The organism is Vibrio japonicus, assembly GCF_024582835.1.
GTDB lineage: Bacteria > Pseudomonadota > Gammaproteobacteria > Enterobacterales > Vibrionaceae > Vibrio > Vibrio japonicus.
In genome coordinates this window covers 565,028-584,137 of the sequence record NZ_CP102097.1, presented here as the reverse complement: position 1 = coordinate 584,137, position 19,110 = coordinate 565,028, and the positions used below count along the sequence as shown (strand labels likewise).

The 19,110-nt window shown below is 45.3% G+C and carries 17 protein-coding genes and 1 pseudogene; 10 read left to right on the top strand and 8 right to left on the bottom strand.

From position 1 onward, the window contains the following. Positions 1-8: 8 nt before the first annotated feature. Complete coding sequence (locus tag NP165_RS15810) at positions 9-1,952, bottom strand: DEAD/DEAH box helicase (protein WP_257086714.1); 1,944 nt, start codon at positions 1,950-1,952, stop codon at positions 9-11. 366 nt (positions 1,953-2,318) lie between these two features. On the opposite strand from NP165_RS15810, the gene rnb reads away from it, so the two are divergent. Further along, positions 2,319-4,322, top strand: a complete 2,004-nt coding sequence (rnb, locus tag NP165_RS15805; protein WP_257086713.1) for an exoribonuclease II — start codon at positions 2,319-2,321, stop codon at positions 4,320-4,322. A gap of 46 nt (positions 4,323-4,368) precedes the next feature. On the opposite strand, the gene NP165_RS15800 is transcribed toward rnb, so the two are convergent. Beyond that, positions 4,369-4,722, bottom strand: coding sequence for a DUF3024 domain-containing protein (locus NP165_RS15800; RefSeq protein ID WP_257086712.1), 354 nt, complete (start codon positions 4,720-4,722; stop codon positions 4,369-4,371). Between the two features lie 141 nt (positions 4,723-4,863). Here NP165_RS15800 and NP165_RS15795 point away from each other — a divergent pair, with 141 nt between their 5' ends. From NP165_RS15795 to NP165_RS15785, 3 genes are all read left to right on the top strand, one after another. After that, positions 4,864-5,688 carry a phosphate ABC transporter substrate-binding protein gene (locus NP165_RS15795; RefSeq protein WP_257086711.1) on the top strand — a complete coding sequence of 275 codons (825 nt, stop codon included), beginning with the start codon at positions 4,864-4,866 and terminating at the stop codon, positions 5,686-5,688. Positions 5,689-6,130: 442 nt separating this feature from the next. Next, the gene (locus NP165_RS15790; RefSeq protein ID WP_257086710.1) at positions 6,131-7,141 is read left to right on the top strand and encodes a porin; all 1,011 of its coding nucleotides are present in this window, start codon (positions 6,131-6,133) and stop codon (positions 7,139-7,141) included. 176 nt (positions 7,142-7,317) lie between these two features. Then, a complete protein-coding gene (locus NP165_RS15785) occupies positions 7,318-7,932 on the top strand; it encodes a fumarylacetoacetate hydrolase family protein (protein ID WP_257086709.1) in 615 nt (204 codons plus the stop codon). A 114-nt stretch (positions 7,933-8,046) separates the two neighbouring features. Here NP165_RS15785 and NP165_RS15780 read toward each other — a convergent pair whose 3' ends face one another. From NP165_RS15780 to NP165_RS15770, 4 genes and pseudogenes are all read right to left on the bottom strand, one after another. Further along, the gene (locus NP165_RS15780) at positions 8,047-8,355 is read right to left on the bottom strand and encodes an AzlD domain-containing protein (protein ID WP_257086708.1); all 309 of its coding nucleotides are present in this window, start codon (positions 8,353-8,355) and stop codon (positions 8,047-8,049) included. Then, a complete protein-coding gene (locus NP165_RS15775; RefSeq protein ID WP_257086707.1) occupies positions 8,352-9,071 on the bottom strand; it encodes an AzlC family ABC transporter permease in 720 nt (239 codons plus the stop codon). Before NP165_RS15775 ends, NP165_RS15780 begins: the two co-directional genes overlap by 4 nt. A gap of 114 nt (positions 9,072-9,185) precedes the next feature. Further along, complete coding sequence (locus NP165_RS20125) at positions 9,186-9,287, bottom strand: AraC family transcriptional regulator (RefSeq protein ID WP_371133755.1); 102 nt, start codon at positions 9,285-9,287, stop codon at positions 9,186-9,188. Next, positions 9,270-9,422: pseudogene (locus NP165_RS15770) on the bottom strand (AraC family ligand binding domain-containing protein); the annotation flags it as partial. The pseudogene NP165_RS15770 and the gene NP165_RS20125, both read right to left, overlap by 18 nt. Before the next feature lie 208 nt (positions 9,423-9,630). On the opposite strand from NP165_RS15770, the gene NP165_RS15765 reads away from it, so the two are divergent. The 4 genes from NP165_RS15765 (at position 9,631) to NP165_RS15750 (ending at position 13,448) form a co-directional block, all read left to right on the top strand. Then, entirely contained in the window at positions 9,631-10,263 is a 633-nt protein-coding gene (locus NP165_RS15765; RefSeq protein ID WP_257086706.1) for a LysE family translocator, read from the top strand. A gap of 67 nt (positions 10,264-10,330) precedes the next feature. After that, complete coding sequence (locus NP165_RS15760) at positions 10,331-10,750, top strand: GNAT family N-acetyltransferase (protein ID WP_257086705.1); 420 nt, start codon at positions 10,331-10,333, stop codon at positions 10,748-10,750. A gap of 95 nt (positions 10,751-10,845) precedes the next feature. Beyond that, the gene (locus NP165_RS15755; protein WP_257086704.1) at positions 10,846-12,951 is read left to right on the top strand and encodes a protein-disulfide reductase DsbD family protein; all 2,106 of its coding nucleotides are present in this window, start codon (positions 10,846-10,848) and stop codon (positions 12,949-12,951) included. Further along, positions 12,948-13,448 carry a protein disulfide oxidoreductase gene (locus tag NP165_RS15750; RefSeq protein ID WP_257086703.1) on the top strand — a complete coding sequence of 167 codons (501 nt, stop codon included), beginning with the start codon at positions 12,948-12,950 and terminating at the stop codon, positions 13,446-13,448. The genes NP165_RS15755 and NP165_RS15750 overlap by 4 nt, the downstream gene beginning before the upstream one ends. Positions 13,449-13,505: 57 nt before the next feature. Here the strand turns inward: NP165_RS15750 and NP165_RS15745 are convergent, their stop codons facing one another. Next, complete coding sequence (locus NP165_RS15745; RefSeq protein WP_257086702.1) at positions 13,506-14,039, bottom strand: hypothetical protein; 534 nt, start codon at positions 14,037-14,039, stop codon at positions 13,506-13,508. A 229-nt stretch (positions 14,040-14,268) separates the two neighbouring features. Further along, the gene (locus NP165_RS15740) at positions 14,269-15,972 is read right to left on the bottom strand and encodes a phospho-sugar mutase (RefSeq protein ID WP_257086701.1); all 1,704 of its coding nucleotides are present in this window, start codon (positions 15,970-15,972) and stop codon (positions 14,269-14,271) included. Positions 15,973-16,332: 360 nt separating this feature from the next. Between NP165_RS15740 and coxB the strand changes: the two genes are divergently transcribed. Then, on the top strand, positions 16,333-17,460 hold the full coding sequence (gene coxB / locus NP165_RS15735) for a cytochrome c oxidase subunit II (protein WP_442538127.1): 1,128 nt from the start codon (positions 16,333-16,335) through the stop codon (positions 17,458-17,460). Beyond that, positions 17,457-19,109: a cytochrome c oxidase subunit I gene (ctaD, locus tag NP165_RS15730; protein WP_257086699.1), complete on the top strand. Its 1,653-nt coding sequence runs from the start codon at positions 17,457-17,459 to the stop codon at positions 19,107-19,109. The genes coxB and ctaD overlap by 4 nt, the downstream gene beginning before the upstream one ends. Position 19,110: the final 1 nt, after the last annotated feature.

The window sequence follows — 19,110 nt, the reverse complement described above, 5'->3', positions numbered from 1 at the left end:
AGCAAGGATTAACCTTCGCTGCGACGAGCACGTCCATGACCACGTTCACCACGATGGTTACCACGGTGATCACCACCACGGTTACGGTCGAAACGACGTTCGCCATCACGGCCGCCTTCACGATTACCACGACCACCTTCACGGTTACCACGGTAGCCGCCGCCTTCGCGGTTGCCTTCACGGTTACCATCACGATTACGGAAACCGCCTTCACGACGACCGCCATCGCGACCACGACCACCACCATCACGACCACCGTCACGGCGACCACGAGGTTCACGGAAATCGTTGAAGTCACAAACAACAGCGTCAACTTGTTTCTGACGAATACGAAGCTTGCTTAGCTTAGTTGCTGCGTCTGAAGACATTGCTTTTGGCAGCTGAACGTAAGTTTCGCCTTGAGCCAGTTTGATCGCGCCGATAGAACCTTTAGTTAGGCCTAGTTCGTTTGCTAGTGCACCAACGATGTCTTTCACTTGAACGCCTTGCTCGCGACCAACTTGGAACTGGTAAGTATCCCAATCTTGGTTGCTGTTGAAGTCACGTCCACCTTCACGACGACCATCACGGCCACCTTCGCGGCGATCTTGACGACGTTTCTTATCACGCTCAATTGCTTCAATCATTGGGTCTTCGCCAATGTAGAATAGCGGGCGTTTGCCTTGCTGACGCTTAAGAAGGATAGCAGCTAGTGTAGTTGCATCGATTTCTAGCGTTTCTTGCAGTTTTTCAACTAGCTCAGAGAATTTCTCTAGCGCTTTGTGTTCTTTGTCTGCTTCTAGTTCAGCACCTAGTTTAACTAGACGAGCTTCAGCAACTTTGTCACGCATTGGAAGTTGGATTTCTTCCATTGAAGACTTAGTTACGCGCTCGATAGTGCGAAGCATACGCATTTGGTTTGTGCGAACTAGAAGGATCGCTTTACCTTTACGTCCAGCACGACCAGTACGGCCGATACGGTGGATGTATGACTCAACATCGAATGGGATGTCGTAGTTAAATACGTGCGTGATACGAGGAACGTCAAGACCACGAGCAACAACGTCAGTTGCAACAAGAATGTCGATAACACCTTGTTTGATGTGATCAACAGTACGCTCACGTAGAGACTGAGGAATGTCACCGTGTAGTGCAGACGCTTTGAAGCCGCGTGCACATAACCAATCAGCCAGACGCTCAGTATCCTGACGAGTACGTACGAATACGATAGACGCGTCAGTCTCTTCAGTTTCAAGTAGACGAGACATGGCTTCGTCTTTTTCTACGCCTTTAACAACCCAGAATTGTTGCTCTACTTTATCTACTGTGTGGTTTTTACCCGCAACGTCAATCGTTACTGGTTCACGTAGGAAGCGCTCAACAATGTTTTTCAGCATTGGAGGCATAGTCGCAGAGAACAAAACACGTTGTGCAGAAGATGGCGCGTGTTCCATGATCGCTGTTACGTCATCAACGAAACCCATGTTTAGCATTTCGTCTGCTTCATCCAGAACGAATGTGTGTACTTCGTCTAGGTGAAGGCGATCGCGGTTGATTAGGTCTTGAACACGACCTGGTGTACCTACGATAATTTGCGCGCCATTTTTAAGAGCACGCATCTGATCAACGATAGATGCACCACCGTAGATTTCTAGCACTTTAAGGCCAGAGATGTTTTTACCTAGGTTCTTCATCTCAGCAGCTACTTGGATTGCTAGCTCACGAGTCGGAGCAAGCACGATCGCTTGTGGCTTACGTTGAGAGAAATCAACCTTGTTTAGAAGTGGCAGAGAGAACGCTGCTGTTTTACCAGTACCCGTTTGAGCTTTACCTAGTGCGTCTGAACCAGCCATCAGGTGAGGGATAGCCGCCGCCTGAATTGGAGTTGGTGAAACGAAACCCATTCCGTCAAGAGCAGAAAGGATAGAGTCGTTAAGCGCTAGATCGCTAAACTGGATTACAGAATCTGTCATTGGGATCCTACTAATTAATGTCAACAAAAGGTCCCACGAGCTCTACCAATTCCAATACCAATCCTGATTATCGCTGAATCCGTTCAGATGCGGATAAGTCGTAAATCGCATCAAGCCGCTTGGGACATATATAAGGGGTGCGAATTATTCCCTAAAAGCACAAAAAAAGCTAGAAAAAATTGAAATACATCACATATTTTTCTCACATGAGAGAAAAGTGTTCATAAAACCTTCATGGCGGTCATTTTTTACGTTTTTAACAGGCTATTAAATAAACACTTTTGTAGATAGTCATCTACTCAAGGTAGCTTGGCCATAGCCGCAATGTTATAGTGTGCGCAATTTTTTCAGTAAGAAATTGTAGAGATGTTCCAAGATAACCCGCTACTGGCTCAACTTAAGCAGCAAATCCAAGAAAACCTACCTAAAAAGGAAGGGACAATCAAAGCGACTGAGAAGGGCTTTGGCTTCCTTGAAGTAGACAGTAAAACCAGCTTTTTCATTCCACCACCGTATATGAAAAAGTGTCTTCATGGCGACAAAGTAAAAGCGATTATCCGCACTGAAAAAGAGCGTGAAGTGGCAGAACCAGAAGAGTTATTGGAGCAAACATTTACGCGCTTCATTGGTCGTGTAAAGCTGTTTAAGGGCAAGTTGAATGTTGCGCCAGATCATCCGCAGATGAAGAAGTTATCTCTAAAGGCTAATGTCAAGAAAGGCCTTAAGAGTGATGACTTCAAAGAGGGGGATTGGGTTGTCGCACATCTGACGCGTCATCCGTTGAAAGGTGATAACGGTTTCTTTGTAGAAATCTCTGAAAAGATCACAGATGCGAACGATAAAATTGCACCTTGGTGGGTTACGTTGGCGGAAAATGATCTACCAAATAGTGAACCTGCGGGTATCGAAAACTGGGAAGTGAAAGACGACGCTGATTTAGAGCGTATAGATATGACCCACATTCCTTTTGTGACCATCGATGGTGAGTCAACAAAAGATATGGATGATGCCCTTTATGCGAAGAAACTCGACAGTGGCGACTTCGAGCTGACGATTGCCATTGCTGATCCAACAGCATACATCACTCCTGACAGCGAGATGGACAAAGTAGCACGTGAGCGTGGTTTCACGATTTACCTTCCAGGTCGCAACATCCCAATGCTACCACGCGACCTCGCGGATGAACTGTGTTCACTGATTGAAAACGAAGTGCGCCCAGCACTATGTTGTAGCGTCACGGTAAGTAAAGACGGCGTGATCGGCGACGATATCCAGTTCTTTGCTGCTAACATCAAGTCTCACGCTCGCCTGGTATATGACAACGTTTCAGATTGGATCGAGAATGGTGGCTGTGAAGCATGGCAACCAAACGAACATATCGCAGAAATTGTTCGTGATTTGTATGAATTTTCGAAAGCGCGTGCCGAGTGGCGTGAGAAGAATGCGGTTGTGTTCCCAGATCGTCCAGACTATCGCTTTGAGTTGAGTGAAGACAACGACGTTGTTGCGATTCATGCCGATATGCGTCGTTGCGCAAACCGTCTGGTTGAAGAAGCCATGATCACCGCTAACATTTGTGCGGGTCGCACACTGCAAGCGAGCTTTGGTTCAGGCGTATTTAACACACACGCTGGTTTTAAACCTGAAAAGATTGAAGATGTGGTTGCGCTTATTAACCCTGAGGGTGAGCTGCCATTTACCACAGAATCGATTACAACGCTTGAAGGGTTTGCAGAATTGCGCCGCTGGCTAGCGAAGCAAGACACCTCTTACCTCGATAACCGTATCCGTAAGTACCAGACCTACAGCGAGATCGGCAATCAGCCACTGCCACATTACGCAATGGGACTAGAGCTTTACGCGACTTGGACATCCCCAATTCGTAAGTACGGCGACATGATCAACCACCGTATTCTAAAAGCACATGTATTGGGTAAAGAGCCAGTGCAAACGGCTGACGAAACCGTGGGTGAAGAACTAGCGCTACACCGCAAGCACCACAAGATTGCAGAACGCAATGTCGGTGATTGGTTATACGCTCGTACATTGGCGGATGAAGTAGAGAAAGGTACCGTATTTAACGGTGAGATCTTTGATATTTCGCGTGCGGGTGCACGAATCCGTCTGATGGAAAATGGTGCGGCGGCATTTATACCTGGCTCTTTGATTCTTGCAAACAAAGAACGTCTGGCGTGTGACGGTGAAAATGGCACTATCTCAATCGACAAAGAAGTGGTTTACCGATTAGGTGATGTGCTGGAAGTGGTTCTCAACGATGTGAACCAAGAAAATCGCAGCCTTGTGGCAAAGCCTGTACAAGTGTTTGAAGATGTCAAACCAATAGAACAACCGGAAGTTGCAGCGGATTAAAGCGATATTTAATCTTTAAAAAGGCACCTTGAGTGCCTTTTTTATTTCAATCTTCCCAGAATATTGCCTTCGGATCTTTATCTATTTCGCGCATGATAGCCGTCAAATCACTGCTACTGGATAAAAATGGGTAGGGTAGCCAACGGTCTGCATAGATAGTATCTGGCATAAATAACTCCCACCGGATTTTATCCGCGTTCCACTCGACTTTCGCCACTCGGTTTATAAATTCACGATGCGTCGAATCGAGCAGAAAGTGCTCTTTTATAAACACGACACCGTCTTCTATCGTTTCATAGGTGGCTTTGCCTAACTCTGCGGGCACACTTTGATTTCGCTGCTTGCAGATGAGCTGAGCACGACTTTCAACTTGTCTTTGTAGCAAACTCACAACACTCATATTGGCTCCAACTACAGATACTCTAAGCATAGTATTTCTTGGATATTTCGCCGTCTGTATATCATTTCACAAAAATGTAATCTAATCGCAATATGATGGCTGCGGTTAAGGTTACCTACTTGAATTTGAATGGAGAAAATTATGTTTCGCACTGTGGCTGCTGCACTCTTATCCTGTACCCTAGCGGTTCAACCTGCGTTGGCTAGCGAGGTCAATGTATCTGGCTCAACGTCTGTGGCACGTGTGATGGATGTATTGGCTGAAACCTATAACTCTACTCATCCTGAAAGTTACATTGCTGTGCAAGGGGTTGGTTCAACAGCCGGTATTACACTAGTAAAAAAAGGTGTTGCTGACATTGGTATGAGTTCTCGCTATTTGACAGAAAGTGAGAAGGATGAAGATCTAGCCGTTAACTTGATAGCGTATGATGGCTTAGCGGTTGTCGTAAACAAGTCGAATTCGGTTGAAAATATCACGAGAGAGCAGTTGTTTGATATTTACAAAGGTAAAATCACCAATTGGAAAGAGATCGGTGGCAACGATCAGGCAATCGCGGTTGTCACGCGTGAAGCATCATCCGGTTCTCGTTACAGCTTTGAAAGTCTGATGGGGTTAACTAAGATAATTAACAATCGCTTAGTGTCAGACATCAGCCCAAACAACTTAGTGGTAAATAGCAACAGTATGGTCAAAACCATCGTAAACCATAACAAACAAGCGATTGGTTTTATTTCTACGGGGTCAATCGACCAATCTGTTAAGCCGATTACGTTTGAAGGCGTAAAACCCGATAATGCAATGATCGCTAACGGAAAATACGAGTTAGCACGTCCATTCCTTGTTGTTTACAAAGAGGGCAAGGCAGATGATGAAATCAGAACTTTTATTAAGTACCTAAGCAGCAAAGAAGCATCGCAGCTGATCGAAGAGTATGGCTACACAGCGGTTAAAAACAACAAATAGCCAATATCGATAATTGAAAACACATTTTTATGCCGTCGCTCCATCTATATAAGAGTGGCGGCTTTTTCGTTTATTTAAGACCGTTAATCGTGCGCTTATATGATATCGCCTACTCTCTTTTTCCTTTCTAGACAATAATTTTTCCTATTGTGTGATTGCGGACTTTCTTTATCAAACCAGAATAAAGTTCATAGCAAATTATGAAAATTGTGAGTTAAATCACTTAAAGCTTCGAATTGTTGCTTGGACAAAATTAGACTGTTAAATCAGTTGCTTATTCATGGTTGTGACGAATATTGTTTGAGAACCTTCATAAATTAACGAAAATTTGACGGGGTAAGCTTTTCACAAACGCTTTTTACCGACTAGCTTTTTAGTGTTCACGTTGTTTTGGCGTTTGCCTTATTCGGACGAGGTTTAACCTTTTTACGGACACAATATTATGAAAATGAAATTATTAGCCATAGCAGTGATGGCAACAGCATGTGGTACCAACGCGTTTGCAGCTGAAGTTTACCGTAGTGGTGATACGACGCTCGCCATTGGTGGGTATGTCGATGTAGGTGTTGGCGAATACGACTCAAGCGGTGAGGTTAAAGTCCACCAAGTATCACCTCGTATTAATGTTGCCGGTGTTCAAGACCTTGGCAATGGCGTTACTGTCGATGCAAAAGGTGAATGGGCACTTAACTACCTAAATGGTGGTGAGCAATCCTTCTCGACACGTTTAGGCTACATTGGTGCGACTCATGATCAGTATGGTCGTTTGGTTGTCGGCACTCAATGGTCACCATATTACGACGTGGCAGGTGTAACAGACTTACCGATCGCGTTTGCAACTGACTTTCTTTATGAAAATCACTACAACTTAGGTACCGCACGTGCGGAAAAAATGGTGAGTTATCGTAAAGCCCTAGCGTTAGGCGGCCTTGGTGATTTAAATGTGGGCTTAGGCTGGCAAGGTAACAATGAAGACGATTACGATGATGATGGAGTAACAGAAAACTACGATGATAGAGTTCAAGTGGCTCTGGGTCTAGCAACGGACATGTTCACGTTAGGGTATGCGTACAGTGTAGGTGATGTGACTGTTGCTGATACGGTTGAAGCAGAATCTCACGCCGTGTCGGTTAGCGCGGGTGACTATGGCAGCGGTTTTTATGGTGCAGCAGTGTTTGCCATGAATGATTATGTGGATGGTGTTAAAGAATCTGAAGCCCTCGAGGTGTTGGTGGCGTATGGATTAGGGTACGGCATGAACTTGATAGCGAACTATGAACAGCTAGAAAATTCAGAGACTAGTGACACCATATTCAGTCAGGCAGCTATTCAGTTGGAATACACTATCACGCCTAAGTTTGTTGGATTTGCAGGTTATCAGGTTGACGCAGGTAACGACATTAATGAGGACGAGGATGACTTGTGGACGGTAGGTGCACGTTACTTCCTATAGGTTAAACCTTCCTAACGTAACGCTAATGATAATTGAGCGCTTGTACGTATGTGCAGGCGCTTTTTGTTTAAACAATAATGGGTATTTGGTCCGGTTTTCGCGCTTAATTTCGTTTATTTTTAACATACTTAGACTAGAATCATCCCCTTATGTTCTCGTTGTTCAAGGAAGAAAGTATGTACTCGATTAAGCTTGATGAAGAATTGGTGTATCCAACCAAGGTCGTTTGTGTTGGTCGCAATTATTTGGAGCATATACACGAGCTTAACAATGCTGTACCAGAGCAAATGGTGGTGTTCAACAAGCCATCAACGTCTATCTCGTCAACATTACGCTCTACACATCAAGAGCCTTTACATTACGAAGGCGAAATTTGTTTTCTAGTAAAAGACAATCAGTTCCACGGCGTAGGGTTGGGGTTAGATCTGACCAAACGTGGGTTGCAATCTAAGCTCAAAGAAAAAGGACTTCCTTGGGAACGCGCCAAAGCGTTTGATGGATCTGCGGTTTTTAGTCGCTTTATTCCGTTAGCTGGAATCGATATTGCGTGTTTGGAAATAGAGCTATTTATCAACTGTGTGAGAGTTCAAAAAGGCGATGTTTCTCAGATGATGTATCCACCACAGGTGATATTGGAAGAGCTTCAGAGTTATACGACGCTTCAGGATGGCGATGTGATCATGACGGGAACACCACAAGGCGTTGGCGAAGTTCATCAAGGTGATGTGTTTCTAGCGCGATTGAAGAGTGGTGATGAGACCTTAATTGAAATTGAGTGGGTGGCGAAATAGCCATTTTACATTACCTCAAGGTTAAGGTTTAACCTCTGATTGAGATGATCGATCAGAGGTTTTTTATTATGGGTTGCAGTTTATACGGATGGGCTGTATTGCCGCTTTGTTTGGCTAGATCAGTTTAAGAACAAGAAAAATAGCCATACTAATGAATGTGGTTAGCAGAACGTTTTTCGTTTTCCACGCGATAACCGCGGCTACCGCTGCACCAATGAGATACGGATTGCTTGGGGTTAACCAGAGTTCTTGATCGGGCATAAACACGATGGGTGCCCAAATTGCCGTAAGTACAGCTGGGCTAGAATAACTAAGTAATCGTTGCGCTTGGGCGTTAAGTCGTAGTGGAAGCTTAGGCTCAAGAAAGAGGTAGCGGCTGACAAAGACCAAAACCGTCATCGCCAAAATAGATAACATAATCATGATTTCGCCCCTCTGAACATTTCAGCAACGTAGCCAGCCAACATACCGCCTACGCTGGCGATCATGAGTCCAGACTCGATGCCCAAGTAACTGCATACGACCGAAAGTGTCAGAGACACCAGCACCGCAACGAGAACAGGTGAACTTTTTACATTGGGAATAACAATAGCAATAAATGTTGCTGCGACAGCGAACTCAAGCCCTAGTTCGTTCATCGCTGGAATGTAACTACCAGCGACAATGCCTATCAGCGTGACCAGATTCCAGATTAGGTAGAAACTCAGTCCGGCTCCTAATGCGTACCAGCGGTCGAACTGTTTCTCAGACTGCTGGCCACACAGTGCAAACAATTCATCGGTGAGTAAATAACCCAAGGCTAGACGCCACCGCAAAGGCAGTGGACTGATTTTGCTGCGCATTGAAACACTGTAGAGAAAGTGGCGCGATGTAATAAAAAAGGTGGCGAGCAGCATGGTGGCCAAACTGGCACCTGCTTTTATCATTCCTGTTGCCACGAGTTGTGCGGAACCCGCAAAGAGGATGGCAGATAGCGCTTGGCTCTCCATGATAGTTAAGCCAGACTCGACAGCGTACGAGCCAGCCAAAAGCCCCCAAGGGATGACGGCAATGCTAAGTGGCAACATGGCGAGGGTTCCTTGCCAAAACAGGCGGCCACGATTTGGTGTGATTGTAGAATTCAAACTGATGGTACTCATTGGTATCTCTAATTATGAAAAAAGCACTTTTATTCAGCCATAAAAAGTGCAACCTAGGCTTGTACAATACTGCTCTGTAATGTCTATCCTCTTAATATCTAGCTTAAAATGCTCCTAGCTCTGAAACTGTTTTGGCGTTACGCCCATCGCACGCTTAAAGTGCCGGTGAAAGAGGCTTTGGTCATGAAAGTCTGTCTCCTGAGCACCTCGTTCAATTACCCCAATGGTATAGCCTTCGTGACTATGACGAGAAAAATTCTGATTGGTGTATTTGGCATCGAGCAATTCAAGCCCACCAAGTTCGCTAGCGAGCTGGAAATTTGCAGATTCCTTTCCCATTTGATGAGCCATGACTTTCCTCTATTTTTACCTTTTAGCAGTCTAGCCTAAAGGGGTTTGATATTTTTGTACAAAATTGCTCTGGTTAGAGAATTGATAATCCTATATTTGGTTGTATTTTTGTTCTGTATGATTGGTTTTTGTCTTTATATTGACTATGGATTAGCACTGTATGTTGGTATAAAATCCCGCACTTTCCTGTTCCTGTAATATAAAAATTATGATTGATATTTCTGTGCTGCCCGTTTATTTAACGGCTGTGGTTGCACTGTTATTGCTGCCTGGACCCGATATGCTGCTGATCGCCAGTTCAAGCATGAGCTATGGTCGTAAAGTGGGTATTTTCGCCAGTTTAGGCAACGCAACGTCTGGTGTGATACTCACGCTGCTTGCTGCGTTGGGTGTCTCCGCACTGATCGCAATGAGTCCGATTGCGTTAAAGGCGTTACACCTGCTGGGAGGCGCTTACTTGCTAAAGATGGGCTGGGATTGCCTAAGAGCAAACGCGTCAGACGCCCCAAAACTAGATGGCACAGCCAAAATGGCCACAACGTTTTACCAACGCGCTTTGGTGAGTAATCTTCTCAACCCAAAAGCGCTGGTGTTCTTTGTGATGTTCTTGCCTCAGTTTGTTTCCAGCGGTATTACCGCGTCATCTGGAGAACAGATGCTCGCACTTGGTTTGCTGCTTAATGTGCTGGGTTTAACATTCAACCTACTATTGGTTGCTCTTGTTGGTACATTAGGTAAGCCCTTAATTGAGAACGCAAAGTTTAGAACATATCAGCACAAGTTTATGGGATTAATTTTCGTTGTGTTGGCGTTGTGGATGCTCAGTTCATTTGCTAGTTAAGCCACTTTTTGGCACAGTCTCGAAGGTCAGCAATCGCTGGCCTTTTTTATTAATAGGGAAGTTGTTTATGCATATACAGTTCATGTTGAACCCGCCTAAAAACATCAGAGACCTGATTTACAATGGTTTGAAATCTTTCAATCTAAAACACTTTCCGGATCAAGAGATTCAAACACTTGCTTGTGTAGCGGAAGACCCCGGCGGAAACTTTTTAGGGGGATTAACCGCAGAGATCTTTACCAACACCCTTTTTGTTGAGTTCTTATGGCTGGATGACAGTAACCGTTCTGCTGGGATAGGATCAAAACTGATGGCGGAAGTGGAGCTGCAAGCCAAACGCTTCGGCGTCACAGATATTTATCTGGATACCTACTCATTTCAGGCCCCCGGTTTTTACGCCAAACTCGGATTTAAAGAAGTAGGACGTTACACAGGCTTTCCAACCGAAGGTGTCGATAAAATCTTCTTACAAAAGAAAATTGCCTAATGTGAACAGTTCTTTAAGTTAACGCGGTCCTTTGACGGGTATCTTTAAGTTCGGTTGTTACTTAGTGTGACTATTGACGAAATGTTGGAAGAATTATGAACCGCATCAATACTATAAGACTGTTTAATCAGCTCGTTGGCGTTATCACGCTTGTTCTACTCATTTGCTCCTCTCGTGTTTGGGCACAAACAAATACCGGGTGGATGAATAACTCCGAGCATCCACCTGTAAACACACGTTTCGTGCTGACAGGGCAAGGCAATCCAAGCGATCATACGGTTGAAGGGTTTCTTGAAGTTAAGCTCGACGATGGCTGGAAAACCTACTGGCGAAGCCCAGGTGAGGGTGGAGTTGCACCCAAAATTGACTGGCAAGGCTCAAGTAATCTCACTGATAACGAATGGCACTGGCCGTACCCGAAACCGTTTGAATTGTTGGGAATCCATACCCTCGGCTATGAAAATGATGTAGTTATTCCGCTAACATTGCACGTAGAAGATTGGCATCGTCCTGTCGAACTGAACGCCACGCTGACGCTTTCTTCTTGTGAGACCGTTTGTGTACTGACAGATTACCCTTTCTCACTTGTGTTCACTCCCGAGCAGTTAGACATTAATGATGGATTCGCATTCCAATATGCGCAGGCCATCAGTCAGGTTCCAAGAACAACAGCGCAAATCTTAGAATCGGTTGCGCATTGGGATCAGAAAAAGAGGCTATTAGAAGTCTCGCTTACTCGTTCTTCACCTTGGAGCCATCCAGAGTTTATTGTTGACTCATTTGACGAGCAGGGCAAAGAGTACAGTTTTAAGCCACTTTCTACCCGCTTAGAAAACAACAAAGCGACAGTAACGTTTGAGGTTTCAAGCTGGAAACGAGAAATCAACGTCGCGCATATTCCGCTGACGGTAACGGTTAAAGACCAAGGCTTACTGGCAGAAACGGACGTAGCGGCAACCTTAGGGGGCGTTGAATCTCCGCAATCTTCACTGTGGATCATGTTGGTATTTGCGCTGGCTGGCGGCTTGATTCTTAATGTGATGCCGTGTGTATTGCCTGTTTTGGGATTGAAATTGAGCAGCGTAATTTCAGCTCATGGATTGAAAAAGTCTCAGATAAGAAGACAATTTCTTGCTTCATCTGCTGGTATTTTATTTTCATTTTGGCTTTTGGCAGCACTGCTGTGGGGACTAAAGCTAACAGGAAGTGCCGTCGGTTGGGGGATTCAATTCCAAAGCCCGTGGTTTATTGGCCTGATGGTGCTGGTAACGGGCGTATTTGGCGCGAATATGCTAGGGCTGTTTCATATTACACTTCCTTCTCGCGTGAATACTTGGATCGCGGCTAGGGGAGGCGAATCCCAAGTAGGGCACTTTACTCAAGGCATGTTTGCCACATTGTTAGCGACGCCGTGCTCAGCGCCATTGTTAGGAACCGCCGTCGCCTTTGCTCTAGGAGCAAGTAGTGCAGAGTTGTTTATCATCTTTACTGCTCTTGGCCTTGGCATGGCCCTACCGTGGATTATCGTTTCTACCTTTCCGCAGCTCGCAAACTTATTGCCTAAACCCGGACGCTGGATGAACAAGGTGAAGTACTTGTTTGGGGCAATGATGCTAATGACGAGCTTGTGGCTTATGTATTTGTTGAGCAATCATATTCCACTGTTTTGGTTGACTATTATCGCTCTAATATCAGCGGTTGTGATGCTCAAGTCCATCAAGCGCGTACACGGTGATAAAGCGTTTTTGGTAACAGGGGCGATACTACTTTTTGCACTGAGTAGCTCGTTGGTGCTCGGTAGTGTGACGGCCGACAGATGGGCGAAACCGCTGCCTGATGATCTGGTTTGGCATCCTTTGGATAAAGCCGCGATTTCTCGCTCAGTCAATCAGGGGAAAACCGTGTTTGTGAATGTTACGGCAGATTGGTGTGTCACGTGTCAAGCGAACAAAATTGGCGTATTGCTGCAAGACCCTGTCTATTCAACACTCAAGCAAGACGGGGTAATACCAATGCAAGGAGACTGGACACACCCTAACGGTGAGGTGAGCCGTTACTTGCGCGAAAATGGTCGATTTGGCGTACCGTTTAATATCGTTTATGGCCCAAACGCACCAGAAGGGATTCCGTTGCCCGTTATTCTGACAGATGACATGGTCGTCAAGGCGATTGAACTTGCTGGTGGGAATCAAAAAGTATGAAGAAATCACTAAGACATTGGGTAAAAGAAATCATTATCTATGTGGTGATTGGGATGGCGATTGTGGCTGGCGTTGATTTGTACCGAAGCCAAGATATGCCAAAGACTATCCCGGCAGACTTCACCGTTCAGACTTTGGATGGTCAATCAATTAATATCGTTGAGGCCAGTTATGAAGCGCCTGTAGTTGTCTATTTTTGGGCAACATGGTGCGGCGCATGCAAATTTGTTAGTCCAAGTGTGAGCTGGTTAGATCAATATTATCAAGTGGTTGCCGTTTCATCTGCTTCAGGTAGCGATCAGCGAGTTGCTCAATTTATGGAAGCCAAGGATTATCAATTTAATAATACTAATGATCCTAATAATGTATTAATGCGAGAATGGGGTGTGAAAGTAACGCCAACAATCTTTATTATAAATAAGGGTCAAGTTGAAAACATTACCACGGGTATATCAACACCTTTTGGCATTGCTATTCGGGTTTGGCTTTCAAAATAAAAACACCTGAAAGGCTCTTATATAATTGAATATAAGAGCCTTATTATAATTTAACTATTATTTTCTTTCTCCTATCGGAACCATAATGTGCGCATATGGCGTGCCTTTCCACATAACATAAGGGCCGCCATAATTAGGGTCTGTCGGTAAAGAATCGAGAAGGGCTTGATCCGGTGTAATAATCATTAAATGCGGTCCTTCTACGATCCATTGATTGTCATCTGTTGCTGCTTCGGCATATGGGTCAGTGTTACTTGCGCCGCCATCACCAGCCAACATATAAGATATCCCGATCGCTTTAGCTGAAAATGGCTTTTTATTCATCCATGCGTCGGCCCACTCCATCCAAGGCCCATCCATACACATAGGTGCTGTGCCTTGTAGTTGCGGTGGTGTCGGGAAGCAAGTGTATTGACTGTCACCCTTTTGTAAGACGTTATTTTCCCAATCCATGACAGTGACTTTATCTCGCAAGGTGGGTGGTGCTGCACTGAGTGCGTCTTCTAAAAGGGCATTTGCATGCTCGTCAGCAACAACACCAAATATGCTGCTGAGCGAAATAATCGCAGCGATATAAGTTAATCGTTTCATACCTAGAGTCTCAAATTTATACAACTAGTGAATCTTAGCGCTCTAAGTATAGGACAATATGAATTTCCCCCTTAACTAATATAAATATTAATAGTGTTTTTTGAATGTGTTTTTATTCATATTAAACTTATTTATCAGTGATTGTTTGTCATGTTGTTAGGGCAAAATAATCCCAAAAAAAAGCCTACGTAAAAGTAGGCTTAATATTTAACATTAGGGAATGTGGCACTTATAAGCTGCTTTGGTGCTCGCTGATTAGCATATCAATAGAGAGCTCTGCTTTTTCTATCGACTCAGAGAAAGAGTCTTCGGGTGCAAAAGGCTCTACGACTTCGTAATAACATTTTAATTTTGGTTCTGTACCTGATGGACGAACGATAACACGAGCGTCACCTGAAAGATGGTAAATCAGCACATCACTTGCTGGTAAGTCGATAGATTCTGTTTTGCCATCCGAGTAGGTTTTAACAAGCGTCTTTAAATCTTCCACTATTTCTACTTTGCGACCAGCAATCATCGTAGGTGGATTGGCGCGAAGCTTATCACCGACAGGCGGATCTTTGGGATCCAACTTTGAACTGTGCTGCACGTTGAAATGCATACCATGTTGGCGGTAAATCGCTTCAAGTTGATCCCAAATAGTTTTACCTTGGCTTTTTAGCTCGGCAGTGAGTTGAGCGAAGGCGACGATTGCTGATAAACCATCTTTGTCCCAAACTTTGTTTCCCACGGTATAACCGAGTGCTTCTTCATAGGCGAATAAGAACTGTTTGTCATCGGATTGCAATTGCATCGCGATATTGGTGAGCCACTTAAACCCAGTCAGGGTTTGATAGTACGTTGCCCCATGCGCTTTTGCTATCTTGCTCAGTAAAGTCGAAGAAACGATGGTATTGCCGACAAGTTGCTTCGAACCCTCTGTTTTGCTTAGTAAATACTCTCCAAACAGTGCACCAACTTGGTCACCCGTTAACATTTGATACTCACCATCAGGCGTTCTTACCGACACCGCAAAACGGTCTGCATCAGGGTCGTTCGCACAAGCGAGATCGGCATTGTTTGCTTGGGCTAAGGCGACCACCATGTCCATTGCCCCCGCTTCTTCTGGGTTTGGGAAGTTAACGGTAGGGAAAGTGCCATCAGGCTCTCTTTGCTCTTTTACACTGTAAACCTTATTAAAACCAGCATCTTGGAGTAGTGTTTCGGCCATTTGAGCGCCCACACCATGCATCGCGGTGTAAGCGATACCCACGGAATCAGGACTTGTGTGATTGGTCAACAATGGGTTGTTGTTCATTGTCTGGCGATAGGTTTGGTAGTAGTCGTCTTCTAACCAAACGAGTAGACCGTTTTTATGTGCGTCGTCTAGGCTCAACAGGGGGATGGGCCGATTCGCTGCCAAATCGATTTCTGCCGCGATACCTGAATCGTGAGGCGGAATGATTTGCGCCCCATTTTCCCAGTAGACTTTAAACCCATTGTATTCCGGTGGGTTGTGACTTGCAGTAACGACGACAGCCGCAGCTGCGTTAAAGTGTCCAACACCAAACGCGACAATCGGCGTTGCAGCAACTTTATGGGTCAGGTAGACCTTAAGCCCCAGACTAGTAAGAACAGAAGCGGTGTCATGTGCAAATTGCTTCGAATCTGGACGTCCGTCATAGCCAACCACGACACCACGAAGGCAAGCATTTTCTACTTCATCAATGAGATAGTGACCTAAACCGGCTGCCGTCTCTTGTATGACAAGTCGATTCATACGGTTAGGACCACAACCGACTTTACCCCTTAACCCAGCTGTCCCAAATTCAAGCCGTTTACTGAACCTATCTTCTAACTCGTCATAGTTTTTTTCATCAATAAGATGTTGAAGCTCTTCTCTTGTATGGGGATCGGGATCTTTTTCTAACCAATGAGTAACTTGTTCCATCATAGCTTTTATTACCTTTATAAATTGTTGATCCAAGTGTATGACATTTAGGGAACTATGTGTGATAACGATTATCATTTGCGAGAGGGCAATCGATAAATTTCGCAGATGCCAAAGAACTCATATCACTTCCTTGCACAATCTAAAAACGCCAACTAGCTTTTATTAACATAAATATAACAAAATAAGTCAAATCACTTTTGCTGTTTACAAACAATTCACTAGGTCCATAAGCGTGCATGGATATTTTTGCGTGACAGTTTGATTAGTTGTCTTGGGAATGGTCACCTAATAAGGTGAAAAAGACAGAGGAGAGGTCTTTTGGAACGATTGCGAGTAACACTGTGGCGAGTGGCTAGCTTGATGTTTGTTGGCTTTGCTACCCCCTCTGGCGCAGAGGAAAAAACCTTCAACATGACAAAAGGTGTCACGGAGATCAGTGGTAAGGTCTACGACCTGCATATGTTGATCTTCTATATCTGCTGCGCCATCGCATTGGTGGTTTTCGGTGCCATGTTCTATTCCATGTACCACCACCGAAAATCGAAGGGTGCGGTCGCCGCTCATTTTCATGAAAGCACGAAAGTCGAAGTCGTCTGGACTGTAATACCCATCATTATCCTCGTTTTAATGGCGATACCAGCAACAAAAACCCTTGTCGCAATGGAAGATACATCACAATCCGATCTCACAGTCAAAATTACCGGGTCGCAATGGAAATGGCATTACAGTTATTTCAATGAAGATGTCGAGTTTTATAGCTTACTCGCGACCAGTCAAAAGGAGATTGACGGGATAGAAGAGAAGGGGGCGCATTATTTGCTCGAAGTCGATAACCCGCTGGTTTTACCAATCAATCGTAAAGTGAGATTTCTACTGACCTCCGACGACGTTATCCACTCTTGGTGGGTCCCCGCCTTTGCTGTCAAGAAAGACACCATTCCCGGCTTTATCAATGAGGCCTGGACGAGAATTGATGAGCCAGGCGTATACCGTGGACAATGTGCAGAGTTGTGCGGTCGTGCACATGGCTTTATGCCTGTAGTGGTGCATGCAATGAAAGAAGATGAATATGATCAATGGCTTGTAGCGAAAAAAGAAGAAGTCGCGAAGGCGAAACAAGAAGCTGCCGCATCGCTAACCGCAACGTTGTCGAAAGACGAGCTGATGACGCTGGGTGAAAAAATTTACTTAGAGCGTTGCGCGGTATGCCATCAAGCAAGCGGTGCGGGTATACCAGGTGCGTTTCCAGCGATTACGGGCAGTAAAGTCGCAACCGGTGATGCCCCAACGCATATTGATATCGTCGTTAATGGTCGCCCGGGTACAGCGATGCAGGCATTTTCTAATCAGTTGACCGAGAAAGAAATTGCGGCCGTTGTGACCTATCAAAGAAATGGATTGGGTAATAATACGGGTGATCTTATTCAGGCATCCGATGTGAATGCGATCAAATCTGCCATGTCGCCAGACTCTAAGGAGGGAGCATGAAAACGTCCAAATCTGAGTCAATAGAGTCCGTTAAATCAGCACCCGTTGTGGATGCAGATTTAAGTCGTGCCAACAGTGCGATTGCCGTGGAAGAGGAGCTTCACCACGAAGCACCAACGGGGATTGCTCGTTGGATATACTCAACCAACCATAAGGACATAGGGACATTATACTTATGGTTTAGTTTTATCATGTTTTTGACCGGTGGTGCGATGGCGATGGTGATTCGCGCTGAGTTGTTTCAGCCCGGATTACAGCTTGTAGAGCCACAATTTTTTAACCAAATGACCACGGTTCATGGCTTAGTGATGGTATTTGGGGCGGTAATGCCAGCATTTACAGGGTTAGCCAACTGGATGATCCCACTGATGATCGGCGCACCAGATATGGCGTTGCCGAGAATGAACAACCTCAGCTTTTGGATCTTGCCTTTTGCGTTTCTGATACTGCTTTCTTCTCTGTTTACCGCAGGCGGTGCGCCTGATTTCGGTTGGACCTTTTATGCACCGCTGTCTACGCAGTACAGCCCGGATAGTACCGCTCTGTTTGTGTTCTCAGTGCACATCATGGGGATCAGCTCCATCATGGGCGCGATCAACGTGATCGTGACAATTGTTAATATGCGCGCTCCGGGTATGACTTGGTTCAAACTGCCGATGTTTGTTTGGACATGGTTGATCACGGCGTTCTTATTAATTGCCGTCATGCCTGTATTAGCGGGTGCGGTAACCATGGTGCTAACCGACAAATATTTTGGAACATCATTTTTTGATGCGGCTGGTGGCGGCGATCCTGTGATGTTCCAGCACATCTTCTGGTTCTTCGGGCACCCTGAAGTTTACATCATGATATTGCCGTCTTTCGGTATCGTTTCAGCGATTATCCCCGCATTTAGTGGCAAAAAGCTATTTGGCTATCATTCAATGGTGTATGCAACGTGCAGTATCGCTCTGCTGTCGTTTTTAGTTTGGGCTCATCATATGTTCACGACCGGGATGCCTGTGTTTGCCGAGCTGTTCTTTATGTATTGCACCATGCTGATCGCAGTGCCGACGGGGGTTAAGGTGTTTAACTGGGTGGCAACCATGTGGCGCGGAGCGATGACGTTTGAAACGCCGATGCTGTTTACCATCGCCTTTATCATTCTGTTTACTATTGGTGGGTTCTCTGGGTTGATGCTGGCGATTGTACCTGCGGATTTCCAGTACCACGACACCTATTTCGTTGTGGCGCATTTCCACTATGTATTGGTGTCTGGGGCTGTGTTCTCCATCATGGCTGCAGCGTATTACTGGCTGCCTAAATGGACGGGGCATATGTACGATCACAAGCTGAGTTTGTGGCACTTTTGGTGCTCCGTTATCTCGGTCAATGTGCTGTTCTTCCCGATGCATTTCTTAGGTTTGGCGGGCATGCCGCGCAGGATCCCTGATTACGCGATTCAGTTTGCGGATGTCAATCAAGTGGTGTCGATTGGTGGGTTTGCGTTTGGTTTGTCGCAGCTAATCTTCCTTGCTGTTGTTCTTAAGTGTATTCGTGGTGGTGCAAAAGCCGAAGACAAGCCATGGGAACATGCTGAAGGCTTAGAATGGACAGTGCCAAGCCCAGCTCCTCATCATACCTTCTCTACACCACCGAAGATCGATTAGA

Bases quoted from the DNA above. Each gene is read 5' to 3' on its own strand.
- NP165_RS15810 (WP_257086714.1), bottom strand. From the start codon at position 1,952: ATGACAGATTCTGTAATCCAGTTTAGCGATCTAGCGCTTAACGACTCT.
- rnb (WP_257086713.1), top strand. From the start codon at position 2,319: ATGTTCCAAGATAACCCGCTACTGGCTCAACTTAAGCAGCAAATCCAA.
- NP165_RS15800 (WP_257086712.1), bottom strand. From the start codon at position 4,722: ATGAGTGTTGTGAGTTTGCTACAAAGACAAGTTGAAAGTCGTGCTCAG.
- NP165_RS15795 (WP_257086711.1), top strand. From the start codon at position 4,864: ATGTTTCGCACTGTGGCTGCTGCACTCTTATCCTGTACCCTAGCGGTT.
- NP165_RS15790 (WP_257086710.1), top strand. From the start codon at position 6,131: ATGAAAATGAAATTATTAGCCATAGCAGTGATGGCAACAGCATGTGGT.
- NP165_RS15785 (WP_257086709.1), top strand. From the start codon at position 7,318: ATGTACTCGATTAAGCTTGATGAAGAATTGGTGTATCCAACCAAGGTC.
- NP165_RS15780 (WP_257086708.1), bottom strand. From the start codon at position 8,355: ATGATTATGTTATCTATTTTGGCGATGACGGTTTTGGTCTTTGTCAGC.
- NP165_RS15775 (WP_257086707.1), bottom strand. From the start codon at position 9,071: ATGAGTACCATCAGTTTGAATTCTACAATCACACCAAATCGTGGCCGC.
- NP165_RS15765 (WP_257086706.1), top strand. From the start codon at position 9,631: ATGATTGATATTTCTGTGCTGCCCGTTTATTTAACGGCTGTGGTTGCA.
- NP165_RS15760 (WP_257086705.1), top strand. From the start codon at position 10,331: ATGCATATACAGTTCATGTTGAACCCGCCTAAAAACATCAGAGACCTG.
- NP165_RS15755 (WP_257086704.1), top strand. From the start codon at position 10,846: ATGAACCGCATCAATACTATAAGACTGTTTAATCAGCTCGTTGGCGTT.
- NP165_RS15750 (WP_257086703.1), top strand. From the start codon at position 12,948: ATGAAGAAATCACTAAGACATTGGGTAAAAGAAATCATTATCTATGTG.
- NP165_RS15745 (WP_257086702.1), bottom strand. From the start codon at position 14,039: ATGAAACGATTAACTTATATCGCTGCGATTATTTCGCTCAGCAGCATA.
- NP165_RS15740 (WP_257086701.1), bottom strand. From the start codon at position 15,972: ATGATGGAACAAGTTACTCATTGGTTAGAAAAAGATCCCGATCCCCAT.
- coxB (WP_442538127.1), top strand. From the start codon at position 16,333: ATGTTTGTTGGCTTTGCTACCCCCTCTGGCGCAGAGGAAAAAACCTTC.
- ctaD (WP_257086699.1), top strand. From the start codon at position 17,457: ATGAAAACGTCCAAATCTGAGTCAATAGAGTCCGTTAAATCAGCACCC.